This is a genomic window from Microbacterium sp. CH12i, assembly GCF_000685355.1.
Classification (GTDB): domain Bacteria; phylum Actinomycetota; class Actinomycetes; order Actinomycetales; family Microbacteriaceae; genus Microbacterium.
The window spans coordinates 20,602-44,686 of sequence record NZ_JHET01000013.1 but is presented as its reverse complement, the minus strand read 5'-3'; the positions used below and the strand labels follow the sequence as shown (position 1 = coordinate 44,686).

General features: G+C 64.7%; 20 protein-coding genes and 3 pseudogenes. 13 read left to right on the top strand and 10 right to left on the bottom strand.

Features of this window, described 5'->3' with window-relative positions:
- The first annotated feature begins 141 nt into the window (after window positions 1-141).
- The 3 genes and pseudogenes from DC31_RS15285 to DC31_RS15275 all read left to right on the top strand — a co-directional run bounded on the left by DC31_RS15285 (window position 142) and on the right by DC31_RS15275 (window position 4,838).
- Window positions 142-1,062, top strand: a complete 921-nt coding sequence (locus DC31_RS15285; RefSeq protein ID WP_235201565.1) for an ABC transporter permease — start codon at window positions 142-144, stop codon at window positions 1,060-1,062.
- Entirely contained in the window at window positions 1,062-3,302 is a 2,241-nt protein-coding gene (locus DC31_RS15280; protein WP_081813906.1) for a glycoside hydrolase family 3 N-terminal domain-containing protein, read from the top strand. Before DC31_RS15285 ends, DC31_RS15280 begins: the two co-directional genes overlap by 1 nt.
- A gap of 113 nt (window positions 3,303-3,415) precedes the next feature.
- A pseudogene (locus tag DC31_RS15275) lies at window positions 3,416-4,838 on the top strand (SulP family inorganic anion transporter).
- Window positions 4,839-4,969: 131 nt separating this feature from the next.
- Here the strand turns inward: DC31_RS15275 and DC31_RS18250 are convergent.
- Window positions 4,970-6,630 (bottom strand): annotated as a pseudogene (locus tag DC31_RS18250) (glycoside hydrolase family 13 protein).
- 33 nt (window positions 6,631-6,663) lie between these two features.
- Complete coding sequence (locus DC31_RS15265; protein WP_036281648.1) at window positions 6,664-7,596, bottom strand: 2-hydroxyacid dehydrogenase; 933 nt, start codon at window positions 7,594-7,596, stop codon at window positions 6,664-6,666.
- 119 nt (window positions 7,597-7,715) lie between these two features.
- Here DC31_RS15265 and DC31_RS15260 point away from each other — a divergent pair, with 119 nt between their 5' ends.
- Window positions 7,716-8,144: a DUF1761 domain-containing protein gene (locus DC31_RS15260; RefSeq protein ID WP_036281647.1), complete on the top strand. Its 429-nt coding sequence runs from the start codon at window positions 7,716-7,718 to the stop codon at window positions 8,142-8,144.
- Window positions 8,145-8,174: 30 nt separating this feature from the next.
- On the opposite strand, the gene purQ is transcribed toward DC31_RS15260, so the two are convergent.
- The 3 genes from purQ to DC31_RS15245 all read right to left on the bottom strand — a co-directional run bounded on the left by purQ (window position 8,175) and on the right by DC31_RS15245 (window position 9,764).
- A complete protein-coding gene (gene purQ, locus DC31_RS15255; protein WP_036281645.1) occupies window positions 8,175-8,882 on the bottom strand; it encodes a phosphoribosylformylglycinamidine synthase subunit PurQ in 708 nt (235 codons plus the stop codon).
- The gene (gene purS, locus DC31_RS15250; RefSeq protein WP_036281643.1) at window positions 8,879-9,127 is read right to left on the bottom strand and encodes a phosphoribosylformylglycinamidine synthase subunit PurS; all 249 of its coding nucleotides are present in this window, start codon (window positions 9,125-9,127) and stop codon (window positions 8,879-8,881) included. The genes purQ and purS overlap by 4 nt, the downstream gene beginning before the upstream one ends.
- Window positions 9,128-9,233: 106 nt before the next feature.
- Window positions 9,234-9,764, bottom strand: a complete 531-nt coding sequence (locus DC31_RS15245) for an adenine phosphoribosyltransferase (RefSeq protein WP_036281640.1) — start codon at window positions 9,762-9,764, stop codon at window positions 9,234-9,236.
- 170 nt (window positions 9,765-9,934) lie between these two features.
- On the opposite strand from DC31_RS15245, the gene DC31_RS15240 reads away from it, so the two are divergent.
- The 5 genes from DC31_RS15240 (at window position 9,935) to DC31_RS15220 (ending at window position 15,776) form a co-directional block, all read left to right on the top strand.
- A complete protein-coding gene (locus DC31_RS15240) occupies window positions 9,935-11,224 on the top strand; it encodes an ABC transporter substrate-binding protein (protein ID WP_200872958.1) in 1,290 nt (429 codons plus the stop codon).
- A gap of 129 nt (window positions 11,225-11,353) precedes the next feature.
- Complete coding sequence (locus DC31_RS15235) at window positions 11,354-12,403, top strand: carbohydrate ABC transporter permease (protein ID WP_036281636.1); 1,050 nt, start codon at window positions 11,354-11,356, stop codon at window positions 12,401-12,403.
- Window positions 12,400-13,290 carry a carbohydrate ABC transporter permease gene (locus DC31_RS15230; protein ID WP_036281634.1) on the top strand — a complete coding sequence of 297 codons (891 nt, stop codon included), beginning with the start codon at window positions 12,400-12,402 and terminating at the stop codon, window positions 13,288-13,290. The genes DC31_RS15235 and DC31_RS15230 overlap by 4 nt, the downstream gene beginning before the upstream one ends.
- Window positions 13,291-13,295: 5 nt before the next feature.
- Window positions 13,296-14,726 carry a GH1 family beta-glucosidase gene (locus DC31_RS15225; RefSeq protein ID WP_200872948.1) on the top strand — a complete coding sequence of 477 codons (1,431 nt, stop codon included), beginning with the start codon at window positions 13,296-13,298 and terminating at the stop codon, window positions 14,724-14,726.
- Between the two features lie 54 nt (window positions 14,727-14,780).
- Complete coding sequence (locus tag DC31_RS15220; protein WP_036281628.1) at window positions 14,781-15,776, top strand: LacI family DNA-binding transcriptional regulator; 996 nt, start codon at window positions 14,781-14,783, stop codon at window positions 15,774-15,776.
- A 13-nt stretch (window positions 15,777-15,789) separates the two neighbouring features.
- On the opposite strand, the gene DC31_RS15215 is transcribed toward DC31_RS15220, so the two are convergent.
- Window positions 15,790-16,653 carry a VOC family protein gene (locus DC31_RS15215; RefSeq protein WP_036281625.1) on the bottom strand — a complete coding sequence of 288 codons (864 nt, stop codon included), beginning with the start codon at window positions 16,651-16,653 and terminating at the stop codon, window positions 15,790-15,792.
- 107 nt (window positions 16,654-16,760) lie between these two features.
- Between DC31_RS15215 and DC31_RS17835 the strand changes: the two genes are divergently transcribed.
- On the top strand, window positions 16,761-16,880 hold the full coding sequence (locus tag DC31_RS17835) for a biotin/lipoyl-containing protein (RefSeq protein ID WP_268748251.1): 120 nt from the start codon (window positions 16,761-16,763) through the stop codon (window positions 16,878-16,880).
- A 133-nt stretch (window positions 16,881-17,013) separates the two neighbouring features.
- Here the strand turns inward: DC31_RS17835 and DC31_RS15210 are convergent, their stop codons facing one another.
- Both DC31_RS15210 and DC31_RS15205 read right to left on the bottom strand, forming a co-directional pair.
- Window positions 17,014-18,354 (bottom strand): uracil-xanthine permease family protein, encoded by a 1,341-nt coding sequence (locus DC31_RS15210; protein WP_036281623.1) that lies wholly within the window; start codon window positions 18,352-18,354, stop codon window positions 17,014-17,016.
- Between the two features lie 187 nt (window positions 18,355-18,541).
- Window positions 18,542-19,420: a phosphoribosylaminoimidazolesuccinocarboxamide synthase gene (locus DC31_RS15205; RefSeq protein ID WP_036281621.1), complete on the bottom strand. Its 879-nt coding sequence runs from the start codon at window positions 19,418-19,420 to the stop codon at window positions 18,542-18,544.
- A gap of 84 nt (window positions 19,421-19,504) precedes the next feature.
- On the opposite strand from DC31_RS15205, the gene DC31_RS15200 reads away from it, so the two are divergent.
- Both DC31_RS15200 and DC31_RS15195 read left to right on the top strand, forming a co-directional pair.
- Window positions 19,505-20,128: a PadR family transcriptional regulator gene (locus DC31_RS15200; protein ID WP_036281618.1), complete on the top strand. Its 624-nt coding sequence runs from the start codon at window positions 19,505-19,507 to the stop codon at window positions 20,126-20,128.
- A complete protein-coding gene (locus DC31_RS15195) occupies window positions 20,125-21,678 on the top strand; it encodes a DHA2 family efflux MFS transporter permease subunit (protein WP_081813903.1) in 1,554 nt (517 codons plus the stop codon). Before DC31_RS15200 ends, DC31_RS15195 begins: the two co-directional genes overlap by 4 nt.
- 9 nt (window positions 21,679-21,687) lie before the next feature.
- Here DC31_RS15195 and purD read toward each other — a convergent pair whose 3' ends face one another.
- Window positions 21,688-22,965: a phosphoribosylamine--glycine ligase gene (purD, locus tag DC31_RS15190; protein ID WP_036281616.1), complete on the bottom strand. Its 1,278-nt coding sequence runs from the start codon at window positions 22,963-22,965 to the stop codon at window positions 21,688-21,690.
- 32 nt (window positions 22,966-22,997) lie between these two features.
- Window positions 22,998-23,679: pseudogene (locus tag DC31_RS15185) on the bottom strand (NUDIX hydrolase).
- A gap of 34 nt (window positions 23,680-23,713) precedes the next feature.
- On the opposite strand from DC31_RS15185, the gene DC31_RS15180 reads away from it, so the two are divergent.
- Window positions 23,714-24,082 (top strand): sterol carrier family protein, encoded by a 369-nt coding sequence (locus DC31_RS15180; protein WP_036281613.1) that lies wholly within the window; start codon window positions 23,714-23,716, stop codon window positions 24,080-24,082.
- Window positions 24,083-24,085 lie beyond the last annotated feature (3 nt).

The window sequence follows — 24,085 nt, the reverse complement described above, 5'->3', positions numbered from 1 at the left end:
ACAGCGAAAACGACGGATGCCCTTCGGCGGCAGACCGGTGCAGGTTCCCCGGAGACGCTCGCCGTTCGCACCAGCGGCTCAGGCGCCCAGAACACCAAGCCACGCCAGACGCTCTGGGCGAAGTTCACTAGTGCCTTCGCAATGTTCCGCAATGGCAAGTCGATCACGGGTCTGGCTATCTTGGCGTTCTTTGTCCTGGTCGCGATCTTCGCCGATGTCTTGGCGCCCTTCTCGCCAACGCAAATCGACAACACGGCAAGACTGCAACCGCCGTCCGCTGCGCATTGGCTGGGCACCACCCATATCGGCGAAGACGTGCTGAGCCAGGTCATCCACGGCGCACGCGGCGTCATCGTCGTCGGATTCCTCGCCGCGGCAATCGCCACAGTGATCGCCATCGTCGTCGGTGTGATCGCCGGGTACCTGTCCGGATGGAAGAGCGAGGCGCTGTCGGCACTGACCAACGTGTTCCTGGTGATTCCCGGCCTCCCGCTGATCATCATCGTGGCTGCGATGTTCGAGGATCCTCCGCTCGTGCTGATCGCCGCCGTCTTGGGACTCACCGGGTGGGCCTGGGGCGCTCGTGTGCTGCGCGCGCAGACCATGTCGCTGCGCAATCGCGACTTCGTTCAGGCCGCGCGTGCGAACGGAGAGCCACTGCGTCGCATCATCACGAGGGAGATGCTGCCGAACCTGATGGCGCTGATCGCCGCGAGCTTCGTCGGGACGGTGACCGCGGCCATCCTCGGGTTGACGACGCTGTCGTACATCGGCGTGATTCCGATGACGACCTACAACTGGGGAACGATCCTGAACTGGGCCTCGGCCCAGGGAGCGTTCGGGCAGAACCAGTGGTGGTGGTACATGCCCCCCGGGCTGTGCATCGCCGCCATCGGTGTCGCTCTGTCGCTGATCAACTTCGGCATCGACGAGTACGTCAACCCGCGGCTGCGTTCTGCGGGTGAGCGTGCGCGCGCCATGAAGAAAAAGGGCCTTGACGTCAACGACGCGGTCACCGTGGTGCGCACCAGCGCCGAATCGAACACAGAGAACAAGAAGTGATGACTCCTGAGACCCTGACCCTGCCGTATCTGAACGCCGACCTGTCCATTTCCGAACGGGTAGCCGACCTGCTCGCACGTATGACGCTGGAAGAAAGGGTCGGGCAGATGTTGCAGCTCGACGCGCGCGACGATCTCGAAGACCATGTGCTGCGGCGGCTCGTCGGGTCGATTCTGCACACTTCGCCGGAGCGCATCGTCCAGGCGAGTCAGCTGACCGCTCAGACCCGGCTGCGCATCCCGTTGCTCGTGGGCGAAGATTGCGTGCACGGCCACTCGTTCTGGCCGGGCGCCACGATTTATCCGACCCAGCTCGGCATGGCGGCATCCTGGAATGCCCCACTGGTCGAGAAGGTTGCGCGCGCGACCGCGGTCGAAGTGGCGGCCACTGGCATCCACTGGACGTTCTCACCCGTGCTCTGCATTGCCAGAGACCTGCGCTGGGGGCGCGTGAACGAGACGTTCGGCGAGGATCCGTTCCTTCTCGGCGAGCTCGCCTCCGCGATGGTCAAGGGGTATCAGGGTGAAGGGCTGGAGGACCCGACCGCGATTCTCGCCACCGCCAAGCACTTTGCCGGGTACTCCGAGACGCAGGGCGGACGGGATGCCAGCGAGGCTGACATTTCGCGCCGGAAGCTGCGCAGCTGGTTCCTGCCGCCGTTCGAGCGCGTGGCCCGTGAGGGCTGCCGTTCATTCATGCTCGGTTACCAGACCATGGATGGTGTGCCGATCAGCACCAACGACTGGCTGCTCAGCGATGTCTTGCGCGGCGAGTGGGGGTATACCGGAACGCTCATCACCGACTGGGACAACGTCGGCCGGATGGTGTGGGAACAGCACGTGCATCCCGACATCACGCATGCTGCTGCCGCTGCTGTCACTGCTGGTAACGACATGATCATGACCACGCCCACCTTCTTCGAGGGCGCTCTGGATGCTGTGCAAAACGGTCTACTGACGGAAGGTGCGTTCGACGCCGCTGTCGAGCGGATCCTCACTCTGAAGTTCGAACTCGGACTCTTCGAGAACCCGCGAATCCCGCTCGACGAGCTCGACGGACTCGTCGGTACTGCCGAGCATGCCGAGCTGAATCTGGAAGTGGCACGGCGCTCGCTCGTGCTGCTGGAGAACGACGGTGTGCTCCCACTGGCGCCTGCCGCGACGGTGCGCGTTGCGGTCGTGGGGCCACTGGCGGATGACGCGCAGACGCAGCTCGGGGACTGGGCCGGCGGTTCCGGCCAGGCCGGCTGGCTCGACGGACAACCGCGCGAGATGATCACCACGGTGCTTGATGGACTGCGTGAGATCGCACCGTGGGACGTCGTGCACGCCCGCGGCGCCGACATCCTCACACTCGAGCCTGATCCGTCCGGTGCGACCTGGCCGGACGGCCAGCCGAGGCCGCCCGTAGTGCGAGCGTGTGCACCCGATGACGCTCAGATTGCCGAAGCGGTTGCCGCAGCCACCTCAGCGGATGTCGTGGTCGCCGTCGTCGGAGACACCTTCGGTCTCTTTGGCGAGGGCCGTTCGACCGCGACGCTGGAACTCATCGGTGGACAGAACGCGCTCCTCGACGCGCTGGTCGAAACCGGCACCCCTGTGGTCGTCGTGCTGCTGGCGTCGAAACCGCTGGTGCTGCCAGCATCCGTGCAACGCGCTGCCGCTGTGATGTGGGTCGCGAACCCGGGCATGCAGGGCGGTCGCGCCATCGCTGAGTTGCTCACCGGGGCAATCGAGCCCACCGGGCGTCTGCCGATTTCGTTCGCCAGGCATGCCGGCCAGCAGCCGACGTACTACAACCAGATTCGCGGTCAACACGGCGACCGATACGCCGACCTCACTCAGTCGCCGGCGTGGGCGTTCGGGGAGGGGCGCTCGTACACGAGTGTTTCGTACTCTGCGCTCGAACTTTCGCAGTCCGAGCTGAGTATCGAGGACACCATCACCGGGCACGTGACCGTCACCAATACGGGTGCCCGACCGACGGTCGAGACCGTACAGGTGTACGTGCGGGATGCAGTAACCAGTGTGAGTTGGGCCGATAAAGAGCTCAAGGCCTACCAGCAGGTGTCGCTCGAGCCGGGGGAGTCCCTTCGCGTTGCGCTCGAACTGCCCGTCGAGGAGTGCACTTTGGTGAATGCCACTGGTACACGCGTGGTGGAGCCGGGGAAGTTCGAGCTGCTCGTGGGCCCGAGTTCGCGGAACGAGGTGTTACTCACAGCCGAGTTCACCGTTGCCTGACCCTTGGGGGTAAAGGCGGACGGTTAGTGTTGAACTTCGTGACCACTGCCGCCGACGACCGCGCCCGCTACCGGCCGAACCCGTCCGTCCTCACCGCGCTGAAATCTCCGCGGATGCTGACGCGCGAGGTCCTCGCGGGACTCGTGGTCGGACTCGCACTCATCCCCGAGGCCATCGCGTTCTCGGTGATCGCGGGCGTCGACCCCAAGGTCGGGCTGTTCTCGTCGTTCATCATGGCGGTATCGATCGCTTTCCTCGGTGGACGCCCGGCGATGGTCAGCGCAGCCACTGGCGCCGTCGCGCTCGTCATTGCCCCGGTCGCTCCGCTCTACGGCATCGACTTCTTCATCGCGACGGTGATGCTCGCCGGTGTCTTCCAGGTGCTGCTCGCGGTGCTCGGTGTTGCGAAGCTCATGCGCTTCATCCCGCGGAGCGTGATGACGGGCTTCGTGAACGCGCTCGCGATCTTCGTCTTCAGCTCGCAGGTGCCGCATCTGCTCAATGTGCCGTGGCTGGTGTATCCGCTCGTGGCACTCGGCATCCTCGTCATGATCTTCATGCCTCGCATCACGAAGATCATCCGGCGCCGCTCGTGTCAGTCATCATCGTCACGGCCGTCGTCATCGTGTTCGCGATCAACGTGCCCACCGTGGGCGATCAGGGTGAGCTGCCGCACAGCCTTCCCGAACTGTTCATCCCGAACGTGCCGCTCACCTGGGAGACCTTCACGATCATCGCCCCATTCGCGCTCGCCGTCGCCGTCGTGGGTCTCCTCGAATCGCTGATGACCGCGAAGCTCGTCGACGAGATCACCGACACCCACTCGCGAAAGACGCGCGAAGCGTGGGCGCAGGGTGTCGCGAACATGCTGTCCGGCATCTTCGGCGGCATGGGTGGATGCGCGGTGATCGGCCAGACGATGATCAATGTGAAGGCGTCGGTGCGCGCACCCGTATCTCCACCTTCTTCGCCGGCGTCTTCCTGTTCCTGCTCGTCGTCGTGTTCGGCGACTTCGTCGCAACCATCCCGATGGCGGCGCTCGTCGCGGTGATGATCATGGTTGCGATCGGCGCGTTCGACTGGCACAGCATCCGGCCGTCGACTTTGAAGCGGATGCCGAAGAGCGAGACCGTGGTCATGCTCGTGACCGTGCTGGCGGTGGTCATCACGCACAATCTAGCGATCGGGGTCGTGGCCGGTGTGGTCCTGGCATCTGTGTTGTTCGTCAGACGCGTCGCGCACTTCGTCACCGTCACTCGCACGGTGACGGACGACACCGCTCACTATGCCGTCGACGGAGAACTGTTCTTCGCCTCGAGCAACGACCTGACGACGCAATTCGAGTACGCCGACGATCCCGACCGCGTCGTGATCGACATGTCGCGCTCGCACGTGTGGGATGCGTCGACGGTTGCCGCGCTGGATGCTATCGAGACGAAGTACGCGCGCCACGGCAAGACGGTCGAGCTCGTCGGGCTGAATGATGCGAGCGGCCTGTTTCACGACCGGTTGAGCGGCGGCTTCCCGCCTGCGTGACCGCGCTGTGCTCTGGAAAACCCTGTGCTCTGGAAAACCCGGATGATTCGTCATCCCCACGGCGCGTCGGGTGTGGACACGCCGTGGTGGGTGCGGATGATCCGGGTTTTCCCAACGGCCTCAGGCGCCGGTCAGTTCTTGGTGAACCAGACCGCCGTGTCGATCGGCAGGCTTGTGCCGTCGAACGGCTGGCTCTGCACGACGAAGGTCACGTCGTCGCCAAGTTCCAGCGGTTCAGTGCCGAGGTTCATTGCGACATGCAGGTCGCCTCGGCGGAACGCCACGGCCGTCTCGCCGAGGTCTTCCCACACCAGCGAACCCGTGCCGAGCTCGCGCTCGCGCCGCAGGCGCAAGAGCTGCTTATACAGATTGAGGGTGGACGTAGCATCCGTTTGCTCGGTATCACGGGCGAACGTTGCCCACTCGGCCGGCTGTGGCAGCCAGGCGTCACCGGTGGTGTTGAAGCCGAACGCCGGAGCATTGGCCTCCCACGGGATCGGCACGCGGCATCCGTCGCGGCCGTAGCGCTTGCCACCCGTGCGGAACCAGGTGGGGTCTTGACGGAATGCGTCGGGAATCTCCATCGCCTCGGGCAGGCCGAGTTCTTCGCCCTGGTACATGTAAGAGGATCCGGGCAGGGACAGCATCACGGTTGTTGCTGCTCGCGCGCGCGAGAGACCCACAATGGGGTCGGGCTTGCCCTTGGAGAGCGGGCCGATGCCCTCGCCCTGCGGGCTGTCGGCCGTCAGTGCGAGGCGAGATGCGTGCCGGATGACGTCGTGGTTAGAGAGCACCCAAGTGCTCGGCGCTCCGACAGCGCCGAACTCTTCGAGCGATTCGCGGATGACGGCGCGAGCTTCTCGGCATCCCACGGGGTCATCATGTACGGGAAGTTGAACGTCTGGTGCATCTCGTCCGGACGCACCCAGAGCGCCGTCATCTTGAGCGTCGGCAACCACGCCTCGCCGCAGATCGCCCGGTCGCCGTCGTACTCAGCGAGGACATTATGCCAATCGCGGTATATGTCGTGAACGCCGTTCTGGCCCCAATACGGGACACTGGCTTCGCCGCCACCCATCGAGTCGGCATCGGCCACGGGCGCGTAGTCGGGAAGGCCAGCTTCCTTGATCATGCCGTGAGCGACATCTACTCGGAATCCGTCGACGCCTCGGTCGAGCCAGAAGCGCAGAATCGAGCGGAACTCTTCCTTCACTTCTTCATTCGTCCAGTCGAAGTCGGGCTGGCTGACGTCGAAGATGTGCAGGTACCACTGCCCAGGCGTGCCATCGGCCTCGGTCACGCGCTCCCACATGCCGCCGCCGAAGACGCTCTCCCAGTTGTTCGGAGGAAGCTCGCCATTCTTACCCTTGCCGTCGCGGAACACATAGCGCGCGCGCTCGGGGCTGCCCGGGGCCGCCTTCAGCGCCTCCTGGAACCAGACGTGCTGGTCGGAGGAGTGGTTCGGCACCAGGTCGACAATAAGGCGGATGCCGCGATTATGAGCCTGTGCGAGCATCTCATCGAAGTCCGCCAGCGTGCCGAAGATCGGGTCGACGTCGCGGTAGTCGGCGACGTCGTAGCCGGCATCCTTCTGCGGGCTGGTCATGAACGGACTCAGCCAGATCGCGTCGACGCCGAGCTCTTGCAGAGCATCAAGACGGGAGGTGATTCCGGGAAGGTCGCCGATTCCGTCGCCCGACGCATCCGCGAAGGAGCGCGGGTAGATCTGATAGATAACGGCGCTGCGCCACCACTCGGAACCGGGCGCGGCAAACTGCTCAAGATCTGTCATGCCATGAGCCTATCCGTCACCCGGCGCGGCTGATCACGCGTCGCCGTTGATCACCACATTGACCGGTGCATCGCCGCGCAGCATCCGATCGATTTGGGTGCGGATAAGGCGCGCGATTCGCGGTTCCATCGCGGTCGAGGCCCCGCCGACGTGCGGCGAGATGAGCACGCCATCGGTCTTCCAGAGCGGATGCTCCGCCGGAAGCGGCTCGGGATCAACGACGTCGAGTGCGGCGCGAATTCGACCGCCCTGTCGGACGAGCGCGTCCGTATCGACGAGCGTGCCACGACCGACGTTGACGAGCAGCGCACCATCGGGCATCAGCCCGAGCATCTCGTCGTTGAACAAGTGCTGTGTCGCGTCTCCGCCTGGCAGGGCGAGCACCACGATCTCCGCGTCCGCAAGCAGCGCAGGCAGCTCATCGATCGCGTGCACATCGAGGCGGCCGAGGCGCTCGTGCCACACCGGACGGGCGGTGCGGGCGACGACGGTCAGCTTCACCTCGAACGGCTCAAGACGCATGGCAATCGCTTCGCCGACGCCGCCGAAGCCGACAAGCAGCACCCGTCGGTCGGCAAGGCTCTCGGCAAACACGGGGGACCACTCGCCCTGCTGTTGCGCGAGCACGAAACGAGGGAACTGACGCTGTGCAGCGAGCGTGAGGGCGAGTGCGATCTCTGCCGTCGACGTCTCATGCACGCTCGCGGCATTGGCGAACCGGATGCCAGCGGGGAGCTTGTCTGCCACACCGTCGTAACCGATCGACTGGCTCTGCACGAGCCCGACCTCGATGTTCTCGAGGGCACCGTATGTGGAAGACCCACCCATGTACGGCGGCACGACAATGTCGACCCGCCCGCGTGGGGCCGGAGACTGCATGTCCCACACCTCAAGCTCGACTCCCTCGGGGAGCGCGCCGATGTTCTCGACCAGGTGGGCAGCGGGGACGGTGACAAAGAGACTCACACGTTGAGCTTATCGGCGGTGCCCGCGCCCTTAGGCGTTGCGGCCCGATGCGCTCCTATCCCGGAAAGTTCCCTGCCGAGGAGTAGCCTGAGCGGCATCCGTCGATGAGGAGGAACATCATGATTCCCGAGATCAACTATTGGGCGGTCCTGCTGGCCACGCTCTCGACCATGATCGTCGGCACGATCTGGTACACGCCGAAAGTCTTCGGCAATCGCTGGGCGCAACTCGCGAAGGTCGACCTCTCCGGCTCCGCGAAGAGCGCACTGTGGCCGATTATCACCACCGTGATTGTGAGCTTCATCACTGCATGGGTTCTGGCCGGAGCATCCGCCATCGCCTGGCACTTCTACGAAGGATCGTTCTTCGCGGCCTCTGTCGTGACGGCAATCCTGCTGTGGGCGGGATTTACCGCCGCGCGATTCATCACGCACGACGCCTTCGAAGGTCGACCGACCGCGCTCACGACCATGAACATCGCGCACGAACTCGTAACCATCGTGATCATGGCCGTGCTGATCGGGGTGTGGCCTCCGGCCCTCGGGTGAGCGAGAGGGTGAGCCTGAGGGGGTCTCTCGCTAGGCGGCGACGCGCGAGACGGCGGAGATCGCGCTCGTGAAGAATGCCAGACCGTCGATACCGGAGCGCATCGCGGCGCTCGTCGTGGGGCCAAAGCCCGCTTCGGTGGCGTGCTCGGGGTGCGGCATGAGGCCGACGACGTTGCCCGCCTCGTTCGTGAGTCCGGCGATGTCGCGCAGCGAACCATTCGGGTTGACTCCCGCGTAGCGGAAAGCAACCAGACCTTCACCCTCGATGCGGTTGAGTGTCTCGTCGTCCGCCACGTAGCCGCCCTCGGCGTTCTTCAGCGGGATGACGATCTCTTGGCCTCTGCGGAACTCATTCGTCCAGGCGGTGTCGTTGTTCTCGACCGTGAGTTTCTGGTCGCGCCGCACGAAGTGCTGGTGGTCGTTACGGATCAGGCCGCCGGGCAGCAGGTGCGCCTCGACGAGCATCTGGAACCCGTTGCAGATGCCGAGGATCGGCATGCCCTTGCCGGCCGCATCCTTCACCTCAGACATGATCGGCGAGAGCGCGGCAATTGCGCCGCTGCGCAGGTAGTCGCCGTAGCTGAAACCGCCGGGCAACACGAGCGCGTCGACCCCCTCGAGGTCGTGAGAACCGTGCCAGAGGGCAACGGGCTCGCCGCCACCCAGACGGATCGCGCGCTGCGCGTCGCGATCATCCAGCGAGCCGGGCCAGGTGATGACGCCGATGCGGACGCTCACTCGACAACCTCGATGCCCACGACGTCTTCGATCACCGAGTTCGACAGCACGTCATCGGCGAGCTTCTTCGCCTCGGCGAGGATCTCATCGGTGACCTCACCGTCGACCTTGAGCTCGAAGCGCTTGCCGATGCGGACATCGCTGAAGCCCGAAACGCCCAGACGCGCGAACGCTCCGGAGACGGCCTTCCCCTGCGGGTCGAGCAGTTCAGACTTGGGCATGACGTCAACGACGATGGTGGGCATTGAAGGCTCCGGATGTCGCGGGAAAAGCGGGCGCTATCAGTCTATCGGCACCGCCGAGGTTGCATTCCTGGTCGGGGGGTGGAAGGGCGCTTCAGGAGTGGAAGCTTCAGGAGTGGAAGACGGTGTGCAGGTCGCCAATGAGATCGCGACCGCCGAGACCGTCGATTTCGAATAGCACCGAGATGCCGGCGACGTGCGAACCCAGCTGCTCGATCAGCTGGCGTCCGGCGGCGAGAGTACCTCCGGTGGCGAGGACGTCGTCGATCAGCAGTACACGCGAGCCCTTCGGCAGATCGTCGTGCATTTCGATTGTCGCTGTGCCGTATTCCAGCGCGTAGTCGACAGACACCGCGGGGCGTGGCAGCTTGCCAGCCTTGCGGATCGGGATGAGGCCGACGCCAGCTGCCAGTGCGGCAGCGCTGGCGATGAGGAAACCGCGCGCTTCGATTCCGGCGATCACGTCGAACTGCCCGGCGAACGGCTCGATGATCGCCTCGGTGGTCACCCGGAGCGCCTCGGCATCGGCCAGCAGTGGCGTGATGTCACGAAACAGGATGCCGGGCTCTGGATAGTCCGGGATGCTGCGGATCAGTGATTCGGCACGGACGAGGGCGGGCGACAGCTCAGAGAAAGGCACCGGGCAAGGCTACTTGACCATGGGTTGTGTCGGAGTGCTTGACATTCGTGGGAGCGCTCTCATAGAGTGACTCATCAGCTGTGGGAGCGCTCCCACAGCTGTCCCGAAGCATCACCAAGAATCATCACCACACAAAGGAGTGACCCGTGAACACACGTACCCAGCGCCGGATGACGACGGCAGTTGCCGTTGCATCCATCTCCGCTCTCGCGCTTGTCGGCTGCGCCGGCGGCACTAACGCGAGCGACTCCGGCGGCAGCGCCGATGAGAAAGTCACGCTGACCGTGACGACTTTCGGCACCTTCGGCTACGACGACCTGTATAAGGAATACGAGAAGCAGAACCCGAACGTCACCATCGAAGCGTCGAACATCGACACCGGTGGCAACGCCCGCACCGACGCCTTCACCAAACTTGCCGCCGGATCCGGCCTCAGCGACATCGTCGCGATCGAAGAGGGCTGGCTCGGCGCCGTCATGGAGGTCTCCGACAGCTTCGTCGACCTCCGTGATTACGGAATCGAAGACCGCAAGAGCGACTGGGTGGACTGGAAGTACGCGCAGGGCACCGACGCCGACGGCCGTGTGATCGGCTACGGAACGGACATCGGTCCGAGCGGTATCTGCTACAACGGCGCGGCGTTCGAAGCCGCTGGCCTGCCCAGTGACCGAGAGTCCGTGGCGGAGCTGCTGAACGGCGACTGGGAGAACTTCTTCGCCGTCGGCGCCGATTACAAGGCAAAGACCGGCAAGGCATGGTTCGATCACTCCGGCTTCGTTTGGAACGCGATGGTCAATCAGCTCGATGAGGGCTACTACACCGCCGACGGCGAACTGAACGTCGACGGCAACGCCGAGTTGAAGGACCGCTTTGAGCTGCTGGGAGCTGCCGTTGAAGGCGGCCAGTCAGCTGCACAGGCAGCGTGGGACTGGAACGGCGGCAAGTCGTTCGTTGACGGTACTTTCGCCACCTTCGTCTGCCCTGGCTGGATGCTGGGTGTCGTGCAGGGTCAGGTCGAAGCTGGCGGCGGAGACGCGTCGACCGGCTGGGACTTCGCCGACGTGTTCCCTGGAGGAGCTGTCAACTGGGGTGGCGCGTTCCTGACGATCCCGGAGAGCTCGCAGCACAAGGAAGCAGCCGCAGCACTCGCTGACTGGCTGACTCAGCCTGAGCAGCAGGTGAAGCAATCTGCATCTGCGGGCAACTTCCCCTCGACCATCAAGGCGCAGGAGACTCTGGCCGCTGATGCGACGCCGAACGCATTCTTCAACGATGCCCCGACCGGAGCAATTCTCGCGGAGCGCGCCAAGGGCGTTGTCGCGCAGTTCAAGGGTGCGGATGACTCCGTCATCCAGGAGAACGTCTTCGGTCCGGCGCTGAACAGCCTCGACCGTGGCGAAACTGACACCAACGGCGCCTGGGACCAGGCGATCAAGCTTCTGAACGAGCTCGTCAACTGATCCCACTTCGACAGGCTCGGTAGCGGACCTGCGACTTCTGGGGAGTCGCAGGCCCGGCTTATGGGGAGCCGGTCCACGGCTGCTGAGCCTGTCGAAGCACCGCCACGCGCACACGACGAGGAATCAAAAATGACACTCACAACGACCAAGCCTGAGGAGCGCCGGGACATGGCATCCAGCAGGCGGCCGGACGCCACGGCGAAGCCGTCGTGGCGTCACCGCGTCTCCCGCTTCGACCAGAACGCGTCGCCGTACTTGTACGTCTCGCCGTTCTTCCTTCTGTTCGGCCTGGTCGGCCTCTTCCCGCTGCTCTACACGATTTACGTTGCTGTGTTCGAGTGGGATCTACTCAAAGGACAGGGCGAGTTTGTCGGCCTCGGTAACTTCGTCGAGATCCTCGGCGATTCGATGTTCTGGAACTCGATCTTCAACACTCTGAGCATCTTCTTGCTCTCCGCGATTCCGCAGCTCGCTGTCGCGCTGATCGTCGCCTACCTGCTTGACCGCGGTTTGCGGGCGGCCACATTCTGGCGAATGAGCATTCTCATCCCATTCGTCGTCACCCCTGTCGCCGTGGCGATCATCTTCTCCAGCATTTTCAACGAGGCAGATGGCCTCGCCAATAACCTGCTGAACCTCATCGGCATCGTCGATCAGGAGTGGAAGCACAACACCTTCCTTTCGCACATCGCGATCGCCACGATGGTGAACTTCCGCTGGACCGGGTACAACGCCCTCATCCTGCTCGCCGCGATGCAGGCAGTGCCGCGCGATCTCTACGAGTCCGCCGCCATCGACGGCGCAGGCCCCATCCGCCGCTTCTTCTCGATCACGATCCCCACGATCCGCCCCACTCTCATCTTCGTCATCATCACGGCGACCATCGGCGGTCTGCAGGTGTTCGCCGAGCCGCGCTTGTTCGACGTCTCCACCGCCGGCGGGATCGGCGGTAGTGACCGACAGTTCCAGACCACAGTGCTGTTCCTCTGGGAACTCGCGTTCTTCCGCAGGAACCTCGGTGAAGCATCCGCCGTCGCCATCCTGCTGTTCCTACTGATCGTCGTCATCGGCTTGATCAACTTCCTGATCTCACGGCGAATCGCTACCGGCGATGCCTCACCACGCAGTCAGCGCCGCCGCGCCCGAAAGAACGCCAGCACGACAGGAGTCGAACGATGACCGCCACGCAGGCACTGAGTGTGCCAGAGAAGATCCGCCGTCGTCGCGGCGGGGAAACCGGCTCCGCCGGCATCGGCAGCCGTCCCGGATTCCTTACCTATGGTCTGCTCGCCGCCTTCATCATCGGCAGCGTGTACCCGCTCTGGTGGTCAGTCGTCGTGGCCAGCGGCACCAACGCCACTCGTGGTGAGACGCTGCCGCTGATCCCCGGTGGCAACTTCTTCGCCAACGCCGCCAAGGTCTTCGACGCAATCCCGTTCTGGCTGGCGCTCGGAAACTCCTTCCTCATCTCCGCGATCATCACTATCTCGGTCGTGACCTTCTCCACGCTCGCAGGTTATGCCTTCGCGAAGTTGCGGTTCAAGGGCCGCGAGGGGCTCATGATCTTCGTCATCGGCACTATGGCGATCCCCACGCAGCTCGGAATCATCCCCCTGTTCATGGTGATGCGCGAGCTCGGGTGGACGGGCAGTATCGGTGCGGTCATCGTGCCGACGCTGGTCACCGCCTTCGGCGTCTTTTTCATGCGCCAGTACCTCGTCGACGTCATCCCTGATGAGCTCATCGAGGCCGCACGCATGGACGGCGCGAACCAGTTCCGCACCTTCCTCACCGTCGGTATCCCGGCTGCGCGCCCGGCAATGGCGATCCTGGGGCTGTTCACCTTCATGACGGCGTGGACCGATTACCTCTGGCCCCTCATCGTGCTCTCTCCCCAGAACCCCACACTGCAGACGGCGCTCAGCCAGCTGCAGTCGGGGTATTACATCGACTACTCGATCGTGCTCACCGGCGCGGTGCTCGCGACCCTGCCCCTGCTCGTGCTCTTCGTGGTCGCAGGCAAGCAGCTGGTCAGTGGCATCATGGCTGGCGCGGTGAAAGGATGACTTCTATGACCCGTGCATTCCCCGAGAACTTCCTCTTTGGCGCCGCAACTGCGGCTTATCAGATCGAGGGCGCAGCGCGCGTAGACGGACGCACGGATTCCATCTGGGATGCTTTCGCCCGCGTGCCGGGTGCGGTGATCGGCGGCGAGAACGGCGATGTGGCGTGCGATCACTATCACCGCTATCCCGAAGATGTCGCGTTGATGACCGAGCTCGGACTGCAGACGTATCGTTTCTCGACCTCATGGTCGCGCGTGCGCCCGGACGGCGGCGCGGTCAATCAGGCCGGCGTCGACTTCTACCAGCGCCTGGTCGATGAACTGCTCGGTGCTGGCATCCTGCCGTGGCTGACGCTGTACCACTGGGACATGCCGCAGGCTCTGCAAGAGAAGGGCGGGTGGACGAACCGCGACACCGTTGACCGCTTTCTCGATTACGCCGGCACCATGCACGATGCGCTCGGTGACCGCGTGAATGTGTGGACGACATTGAACGAGCCGTGGTGCTCGTCGTTCCTCTCCTACACCGGGGGCGAACATGCTCCGGGGCACACCAGCGTCGCCGAGGGCCTGCTGGCCTCGCACCACCTTCTGCTCGCGCACGGCCAGACGGTTCGTGAACTGCGCGCACGTGACTCTGAGCTCAACCTCGGCATCACTCTGAACCACACCGTCGCTGACCCGGCAGATCCCGAGATTCCCGCCGATGTCGACGCGGCCCGCCGCGTCGACGGACAGTTCAACCGCTGGTTCCTCGATCCGATCTACCGTGGTGAGTACCCCGCAGACATCGTTGAAGACATTCGAGCGATCGATGCGGATGCCGTAGACCAGTTCGAAGCCGCCATCCACGACGGCGACCTCGAGACGATCTCGCAGAAGATCGACACGCAGGGCGTGAACTACTACCACGGCGACCTCGTGTCGGGAACGGCCCCGGCAGTGCCGCCTGCCTCTGGTGGCCCCGGCACATCGAGGCAGGTGCGCAGCCCGTACCCCTCCAGCGACGGCATCCATTCCGTGGAACGCGGTCTTGCCCGCACCGCGCAGAACTGGGAAGTGCAGCCCGAGGGGCTCACCCGCCTGCTGCAGCGGGTCTGGACCGACTACGCGGAGCCCGCCGGAACAGTTCTTTACATGACCGAGAACGGTGCCGCCTACAACGACGAGGTCGTCATAGAGGATGGCGAGACGCGCGTTCACGACGCTGACCGCGCCGAGTTCCTGCGCTTGCACCTCGCCGCTGTGCTCGACGCGGCGGATGCCGGAGTCGATGTCCGCGGTTATTTCTACTGGTCGATGTTCGACAACTTCGAGTGGGCCTGGGGCTACGACAAGCGTTTCGGCATCGTCCGAGTCGACTACGACACCCAGCAGCGCAGCCTCAAGGACAGCGGTCGGGAGTACGCTCGCATAATTGCCGAACGCGCTCTCTGATCGAGCGCGAACGGCACAGGAGCATCCGGCGTAGCGCCGGCCGAAGGGAGAACTGTGTCGTCACGCGCGACCATTGAAGAGGTGGCGGACGCGGCCGGGGTGTCCCGTTCGACCGTGTCACGGGTCGTTAACGGTTCCACCTCTGTCAGTGCGGAAGCCCTCACGTCGGTGCGTGCGGCAATCGAACGGCTCAGCTACGTTCCCAATCGTGCCGCACGATCGCTGGCCTCCCGGCAGACGCACGCGATCGCCCTGATCGTTCCTGAAGACACGACGCGCTTCTTCGGCGACCCGTTCTTCGCTTCGATCGTCGCCGGGATCACCGGAAGACTGCGGGCTTCGGACTACCTGCTCAATCTCCTGGTTGCCAGCGACGATCCCGGCGACAAGATGACGAGCTTCGTGCGCAATGGTGGCGTCGACGGCGCACTCATCGTCTCGCAGCACACCAGTGACGCCTTCATCGAACGGATCGCGGATGCCGTGCCCGTTGTCTACGGCGGCCGGCCGGTACGCAGTCGCGATAACGACTACTACGTCGATGTCGACAACGTTGCTGCCTCCAGAACTGCCACAGAGCACCTGATCGCTCGGGGATGCACGCGCATCGCCACGATCTCCGGACCGTTGACAATGCTCCCCGCCATCGATCGTATTCAGGGGTTTCGGAATGCGCTGGCGGATGCCGGACTCACACCGTTCGCCGAGGCTGAGGGCGACTACTCCGAAGAGAGCGGTGCCGAGGCAGCGGAACGGATCCTTGCGGTCGGCACGCCCGACGCCATCTTCGTGGGTAGTGACCTGATGGCTCGAGGCGCACTGCGGGTGCTGCGCGCCGCCGGTCTGAGCGTCCCCGAGGACGTCGCGGTGATGGGCTTCGATGATTCTGCCGTTGCGGCATCCTCAGTTCCCCCGATGACGACGATGCGTCAGCCGATGGTGGCACAGGGCGAGACGATGGCGAACGTGCTGCTCGACCGCCTTTCCGGCGGCTCGCCAGATCACGTCACTATCCTGCCGACCGAACTCGTGGTGCGGCGCTCCGCTTAGGTCTGAGGACAGCTCAGGCAGCGACCTGCGCCTTGAGCGCGTTGTTCCAAGGATCGAGGAAGCTCAGAGTTCGCCCGTCGTCCTGTACCCGAGTGCCGAAGTGCGTGAGGCGTTCGTTGAGCTCGCCGAGAGCGTCAGGGTTCGGCAGTGCGAGATCGACCTGGCCGAGGCCGAGTGCCGGCATCCGCGGTCCTGCACCCCGAGAGTTCCAGACGTTCATCGCCATGTGGTGGTGGTAGCCGCCAGCGCTGACGAACAGTGCCTGCTCGCCCATGGATGCCGTGACATCGAAGCCGAGGCGACGCACATAGAAGTCGCGGGCAAAGGCGACATCGCCGACCGAGAGGTGCACGTGGCCGATCTGCGCGGCATCCGTTGCGGTCGAGCCAGCAGCGACCTCGTCGGTCAGGTGGTCTTGGAGGTAGGAATTCGGGTCGAGGTAGAGGGTCGCCATCTCGATCTGACCGTGGGTCCACGACCACTCGGAGCGCGCGCGATCCCAGTACAGCTCGACGCCGTTGCCTTCGGGATCTGTGAGGTAGAACGCCTGACTGACCAGGTGATCGGCGCTGCCGGTGAACGTCTGCGGGGCGCGCTGAGCGACCGAGGCGAGCGCTGCCGCGAGGGCAGCCTGCGACTCGAACACGATCGCCGTGTGGAACAGGCCGGCCGATCCGGGTGCCGCGTGGCGCAACTTCGGCTCGTGTCGGAGGACGACAAGCTCGTGCCCGGCGCGACCGAGCGCGACCTCGCTGCCGTCTGCGCGCAGCACCTGCAGTGTGATGACATCGCGGTAGAACGCCGTCATCCCATCGAGGTCGGACACGAGAAGCGTGACCGCACCCATCGTTGTTGCCGGGGCAAGTAATTCGTTCATGTTGGTCTCAACCAGCAGCTACGGCAGGATATTCCCGTCCGCTCTCACGCGCTGCCCATTCGGGCGAAAGCACCGAGCACAAGGCGTTCGGATGCGATGCCGCAGCCGTGCTTGACGCGATGAAAATGGAGACTCAGGTCACCGCCCACCGCGCCGGGGTGCTGGTGCACGCTGCATCTGTAGGAGACATGGTCGATGCCGGCGCAGTGATCGCCCGCATCGGCTGAATCGCGGCATCCGTGCTGCGCTCCCGCCCGCACGCTCGGGCGGAGAACGCACGGATGGGCGGAGCCGCGGGCCGGATTATTCCGCCCGACACTGCGAAGTCCGCCCATCCGTGCGGCCACCAGAAGCGGTGCGTTACTCTGGGTCGCCACCCAGCTGTCCGACGGCGGGGATGGGGCCGCCGTCATCCGCACCGGTCTTGCGCCAGCGGGCGATTGCATTGCCGAGGTGATAGATCACTAGTGCCGCGACGGTGCCGAGGACGATGGCGCCGAGCTGGAACCCACCCCAGTTCATGGCGAACCCGCCGACCGCGATGACGAACGAGACTGCGACCGTGTACTGATTCACCGGGCGCGAGAAGTCGACGCGGTTGTCGACCCAAATCTTGATGCCGATGACGCCGATGAGGCCGTACAGCGCGGTGGTCACGCCGCCGAGCACGCCCGGGGGGACCGTGTTGAACACGGCACCGATCTTGGGGGAGAAGGCAAGCAGAATCGCGGCGAATCCGGCAACCCAGTAGGCGGCAGTGGAATACACGCGGGTCGCTGCCATCACGCCGATGTTCTCGCCATAGGTGGTGGTGGCAGAGCCGCCAAAGCCGCCAGCGAGTGTGGTGGCAAGACCATCGGCGAGCAGCGCGCGGCCGGTGTGCTTGTTGATCGATGGGTCATTCGTCATCGTGGCGACACCGCGCACATGGCCGATGTTCTCGGCGATGAGCACCAAAACGACCGGCAGAAACATCGGCACAATCGCCCAGGCGCCAGGGTCGGTGACTGCGGCGAGGTGGAAGTCGGGCAACCCGATCCAAGCGGCCTCTTCGACGCCCTCGAATTTCACCTGACCGGTGAAGACAGCGATGATGTAGCCGACGATCACGCCCAGGAAGATCGAGATCCGCCCGAGGAACCCGCGAAACAGCACGCTGAACAGCACGACGGCGGCGAGCGTCACGGTGGCGAGCTCAGGCTGCAGGGTGAAGTTGTTCCACGCCGCAGGCGCGAGGTTGAAGCCGATGAGTGCGACGATCGAACCTGCGACGACCGGAGGCATGAGCTTGTCGATCCAGCCGCTGCCAACCGCCTGCACCAGGAAGCCGACTCCGGCCAGCAGCAGCCCCACGACGAGCACTCCCACGAGTGCCTGTCCGATCTGCTCCGGTGTCTCGAGCGCGTTGCCGCCGTTGAGCGCAGTGATCGGTGCAAGGAAGGCGAAGGACGAACCCAGGTAGCTGGGCAGCCGGTTGCGCGTGATCAGCAGGAACAGCAGCGTTCCGACGCCGGAGAATAGCAGGGTCGTCGACACTGGAAAGCCGGTGATGATCGGCACCAGGAACGTCGCACCGAACATCGCGACGATGTGCTGGGCGCCGATCGCGAAGGTGGCCGGCCAGTTCAGCCGCTCGTCGGGCTTCACGACCTCGCCGGGGGCAACGGTGTGGCCATCGCCATGAATTTTCCACACGGGCATGCGGGGGCTCCTCAGTATCGGGGTGTCGGGAATGTATCGCGGGTGGCAGGAATGCTGGAGCAACACTATCGATTCCTGAGTGTTCCCTGGGCAGAGGCGATGCCGGATGCCGACGTGAGGCAGATGGCCTGACGCAAAGTTCTACAGGCTCAGCGAGCAAATGTTCCGGCTCCTGAAGCTCCCCCGACTAGGCGCTCAGGCGCTGGATCAGTTCGCGGTACCGGTCGGCGGTACGTTCGACGATCTCGTCAGGAAGCACCGGCGGCTCGCCCTGCTTGTCCCAGTTCGATGCCAGCCAGTCGCGCACGATCTGCTTGTCGAAGCTCGCCATCCGCGCGGCCGGGGTCGTGCCAGACTCCCAGGTCGCGGCATCCCAATAGCGAGACGAATCGCTGGTGAGCACCTCGTCGGCGAGGCGCAGAACGCCGTCGGTGTCGATGCCGAACTCGAACTTGGTGTCGGCGAGAATCAGACCGTGCTCTTCGGCAATGGCCGCGGCGCGTGCATAGATCGCGAGTGAGGTGTCGCGGAGTTCTGCTGCGCGACCCTCACCGACGAGTTCGACGGTCTGCTCGAACGTGATGTTCTCGTCGTGCTCGCCCATGGGTGCCTTGTACGCGGGGGTGAACAGTGGCTCTGGCAGGCGGTCACCGTTTTCTAGGCCCGCAGGCAGCGCGATGCCGCAGACCGTGCCGCTCTCCTGGTACTCGGCCCAGCCGGAGCCGGTGATGTATCCGCGCACCACGCATTCGATCGGCAGCATCTCCAGCGACTGTGCGAGCATCGCGCGGTCTGCGACCTCGGCAGGGAGGTCGCCCTCAGCGAGGTGGTTGGGAAACTCGCTGAGCTGCGCGAACCACCAACGGCTGAGCTGGGTCAGCAGTGCGCCCTTCCCCGTGATTCCGGGGGAGAGGACGAAGTCGAAGGCGCTCACCCGATCAGAGGCGACGACGAGGATGCGGGTGTCATCGGCATCCTCTGAGGCATAGAGGTCGCGCACCTTGCCGGAGTAAATGTGTCGCCAGCCGTGGATGCTCTGGGAGGTGCTGTCCGAGGGAGTGCTCATCCGCCCATTATCCCGGTGCGAGGGCTAGTTTCGCGCCTCACTCATCTGTTATAGTCCATCTGGACTAATCGGAATGGACCAAGAGTGAGAGACCTGCTGGACCGACTCACGCCGATGGGCGTGATGGTTCTCGCGCTGCTGCGTGAGGGTGACATGCATCCCTACGAGATGGCGCGTCTCATGCGCGCACGTCGCGACGATCGTCTGTTGACCATCACCAACGGCACGCTCTATCACACGGTCGCGCGGCTGCAGAAGCTAGCTCTGATCGACGAGGTGGGCACCGACCGTGACGGCAACCGTCCCGAGCGCACCACCTACACGCTCACTGAAAGCGGTCGCGATGCTGTCAGAGATTGGGTGGAGCGCGAGTTGCCTCGAACTGATCGACCGACCGAGTTTCGCATCGCGCTCGCCGAGTCTCACAACCTCGAACTGAGCGATGTGATCGGCCTTCTGCACGCGCGTCGATCGGCACTCACTGCCGACCATGAGATGCATCTCGCTGATCTGCACAAGACAAGCGCGCGCGGTGTTCCGGAACAATTCTTGCTAGAAATCCAGCGCCAGGAGACCTTGCTTGAAGCCGAAATCGGCTGGATGGACTCTCTCCTCACTCGCCTCGAAGCTGGCGCGATCCCCTGGGGCGCCGCCGGATTCGATGACTCAGACCGCTACCTCGCTCAGCGAAAGGCTGCACAACAATGACGGATTCCACCCGGGCCGAACGCAAGGCCACGGCATCCGCGCCGGTGTCTACCGGCCCCTCGACGGGAACCTTCGCCGTCGGACAGCGCCCGCAGAGCCCATGGCCAGCGCTCTGGGCGCTGGTGATCGGGTTCTTCATGATCCTCGTCGACACGACGATCGTTTCCGTCGCCAACCCCGCCATCAAGGCGGCCCTTGACCCGACGACCAACAACCTCGACCGGGTGGTCTGGGTCACCAGTGCCTATCTGCTCGCCTACGCGGTCCCTCTGCTGATCACGGGGCGACTCGGTGATCGGTTCGGCCCGAAGAACATCTACCTGATCGGGCTTGCCGTATTCACCGCGGCATCCCTCTGGTGTGGTTTGTCGACGACGCTCGACGGTCTCATCGTCGCGCGCGCCGTGCAGGGTCTCGGTGCGGCGTGCATGACTCCGCAGACGATGGCTGTGATTACCCGCACATTCCCGCCCGAGCGGCGCGGAGCGGCGATGGGGCTGTGGGGCGCCACCTCGGGCGTCGCGATGCTCGTCGGGCCGCTCGCCGGCGGATTCCTCGTCGACGGTCTCGGCTGGGAATGGATCTTCATCGTCAACATTCCGGTCGGCATCATCGGTTTCGTGCTGGCATGGATCTACGTGCCGCGGCTCGCAACGCACCCGCACCGCTTCGACATCCCTGGCGTCTTCCTCAGTGCGATCGCGCTTTTCCTCATCGTGTTCGGGCTGCAAGAGGGCGCGACCTACGACTGGGGAATGATTTGGGGGCCGATCTCGGTGTGGAGCCTGATCATCGCTGGAGTCGTCGTGCTCGCGCTGTTCATCTGGTATCAGTCGCGCACGAAGAACGAGCCGCTGGTGCCGATGGAATTGTTCCGCGACCGCAACTTCTCCTGGTCGAACATCAGCATCGCCCTGGTCGGCTTCACGGTGACAGCGCAGGGGCTGCCGCTGATGTTCTTCCTTCAGCTGGCACGCGGGCTGACACCGACAGAGTCTGCTCTGTTGCTGATTCCGATGGCCATCATGGCGGGCGTGCTCTCGCCGATCGCGGGTCGGATACTGGATCGAATCGACCCCCGAATCATGCTGGTCCCGGGCCTGCTGCTGGTGTCGCTTTCGCTGTTCCTCTTCGCCATGATGATGAACACCGAAGTCGATATTCTCTGGATGCTGGTCCCCTCGGCGATCCTCGGGCTGGGAAACGCCGGCATGTGGGGTCCGCTCGCGACGACTGCAACGCGCAACCTCCCTCCACGTCAGGCGGGCGCGGGTGCCGGCATCTACAACACCACCAGGACGATCGGATCTGTTCTCGGCTCGGCCGCCGTTGCGGCATTCATGCAGAGCCGCCTCGATGCGAACCTGCCGGATTCTGGCGGTGCCGCATCCGGAGGGTTCGGGAGCGGTGCGCTACCGGATGCCGTCGCCGGGCCCTTTGCCGATGCCATGGCGCAGACGATGCTGCTGCCTGCGGCGTTTATCCTGCTCGGCGTCGTTGCGGTGCTGTTCCTGCGGCGCCCGGCGAACCTGCTGGGGGCGAAGAGGTAGGGCGCGCGACTACTCGGCGACGCGGGCGGCGATGTCGCTGCGGAAGTGCGCGCCGTCGAGAGTGATGCGACCGATCGCGTCATAGGCCTGAGCGCGAGCGGATGCGAAGTCGGTGCCGACCGAGACGACGTTCAGCACGCGGCCGCCGGTTGCGACGAGGTCGCCTCCTGGTGCATCGGGTCCTGCGGTCGCGGCGTGCACGATACGGACGCCCTCAACGGCGGCCGCCGCAGCAAGGCCCGAGATCTGGCGGCCGGTCTGCGGTGCCTCCGGGTAGCCCTCGCTGGCGAGCACGACGGTGATTGCGACATCGTCGGAGAAGACCGGTTCCGGCTGGTCTTCGAGGGTGCCGGATGCCGCGGCGAACAGCAGCTCGGAAAGCGGAGTGACCAGTCGCGGCAGCACAACCTGCGTCTCGGGGTCGCCGAAGCGCGCGTTGAATTCGATCACGCGCACGCCCTGGTCGGTGAGAATGAGGCCCGCGTAAAGCAGCCCGATGAAGGGGGTGCCCTCCGCGTCCAGCTGCCGGATGACGGGGAGCGCGACCTGCTCGGTGACCAGAGAGACGAACGACTGCTCGCTGCCGAACTGCTCAGCAAGCCACGGCAGTGGCGAGTACGCGCCCATGCCACCGGTGTTTGGACCTTCGTCGTTGTCGTAGGCGCGCTTGAAGTCTTGCGCCGGGCTCAGCGCCCGCACGGTGTCGCCGTCGGAGAGAAAGAAGAGTGAGACTTCGGGGCCGGAGAGGAATTCCTCCACCAATACAGGGCCATCCGGAAGATAGTGCGTGGCGTGAGCGAGCGCCTCGGCGCGATCGGAGGTCACGATGACGCCCTTGCCGGCGGCGAGCCCATCGGCCTTCACCACGTACGGCGCACCCAGGTCGTCGAATGCGGCCTCGACATCGGCGATGGATGCTGCGCGCACCGCGCGCCCGGTCGGCACGGATGCGGCATCCATCACGCGTTTCGCGAATGCCTTCGACCCCTCGAGCTGGGCCGCAGCCTTGCCCGGCCCGAATACGGGGATGCCGCGCTCGCGCAGCGCATCGGCGACGCCGGCTACGAGCGGAGCCTCCGGACCGATGATGACGAGATCGATCGAGTTCTCATTGGCGAAAGTGGTGACTGCGCCACCATCGAGCTGGTCGACTGCGACGAGCGTCGCATCCTGCGCGATGCCGGCGTTGCCGGGGGAGACGAACAGCTCGTGATCCGCGCTTTCGTCCTTGAGGGCGAGAATGATCGCGTGCTCACGGGCACCGGAACCGAGGACGAGAATCTTCACCCGTCCAGACTATCGAGCGGCGCGCGCCCCCGTCAGACGACATCGCGCTGGACGGTCTCGTCCCACGGCACCGTCCACCCGCAGGTGTCGAACAGCCGATCCAGCACCATCGCTGTGAAGCCCCAGACGATCGTGCCGTCAACGTCGAACGCGGGGGCCGTGAAGGTCGTGCCGCCACGACGGGTCACTGAAGTGAATCGGGTCGCCGGGTCCAGCAGTTGCGCGACGGGCACTCGAAAGACCTCAACGGTCTCGGCGTGGTCCACGGCTGCGACTTTCGACGGCCTGGTCCACCATCCGAGCACCGGGGTGACTTGGTGGTTGCTGACGGCGAGCGGGATCTCCGGGAGTGTCGCGAGAATCTCGACGCCAGCAGGGTCAAGGCCGGTCTCCTCCTCGGCCTCACGCAACGCTGTGGCGACGATGTCGCTGTCTTCAGGATCCCGACCGCCGCCGGGGGAACGAGACCTGGCCGGGGTGCGAGGACAGTGTGGATGCTCGACGCTGAAGCAGCACGTCGAGCTCTTTCGCGACGACGGCATCGATCGTCGGCGCAGGGATGCTGTCGAGCACTCCGAACAGAATCAGTACGGCGGACGTGCGCGCAACGGAGGGGTCGGCCAGTTGCGGGAGTGTCCGCCGACTCCAGTCGCCGGAGTGCGCCGCTGCGAGAAGTTGGGCGCGGGCGCCTTCCGCATGCGGGCTGTCAGTCACGTATCGAGCCTACGCGCAGTCGTAGGCTGAGAGCATGGCCCGCAAGATCGACACCGCAGAAGGCAGGACCGCGCTGGATGCTGTGGCCACCGCGCAATCCGCGGGCGAGAAGCCCGCACGCCTCACTATGGCGACGGCTGTGCGCTACCTGCTGCAGTTGCTCGATGAGAAGGCTCCGGGTAACAGCGTCGAGGTGCGGGTGCCGCCGTTCGGCGCGGTGCAGGTGGTGCAGGGGCCGCGGCACACTCGAGGCACGCCTCCGAATGTCATCGAGATGGATGCCGCGACCTGGATCTCCATCGCGACCGGTGCGAAGTCGTGGGCTGAGGTTGTCGCCGCGGGTCGTGTGCAGGCATCCGGCACACGCGCCGATCTCGCAGATCTGCTGCCGCTGCGCCCGTAGCCC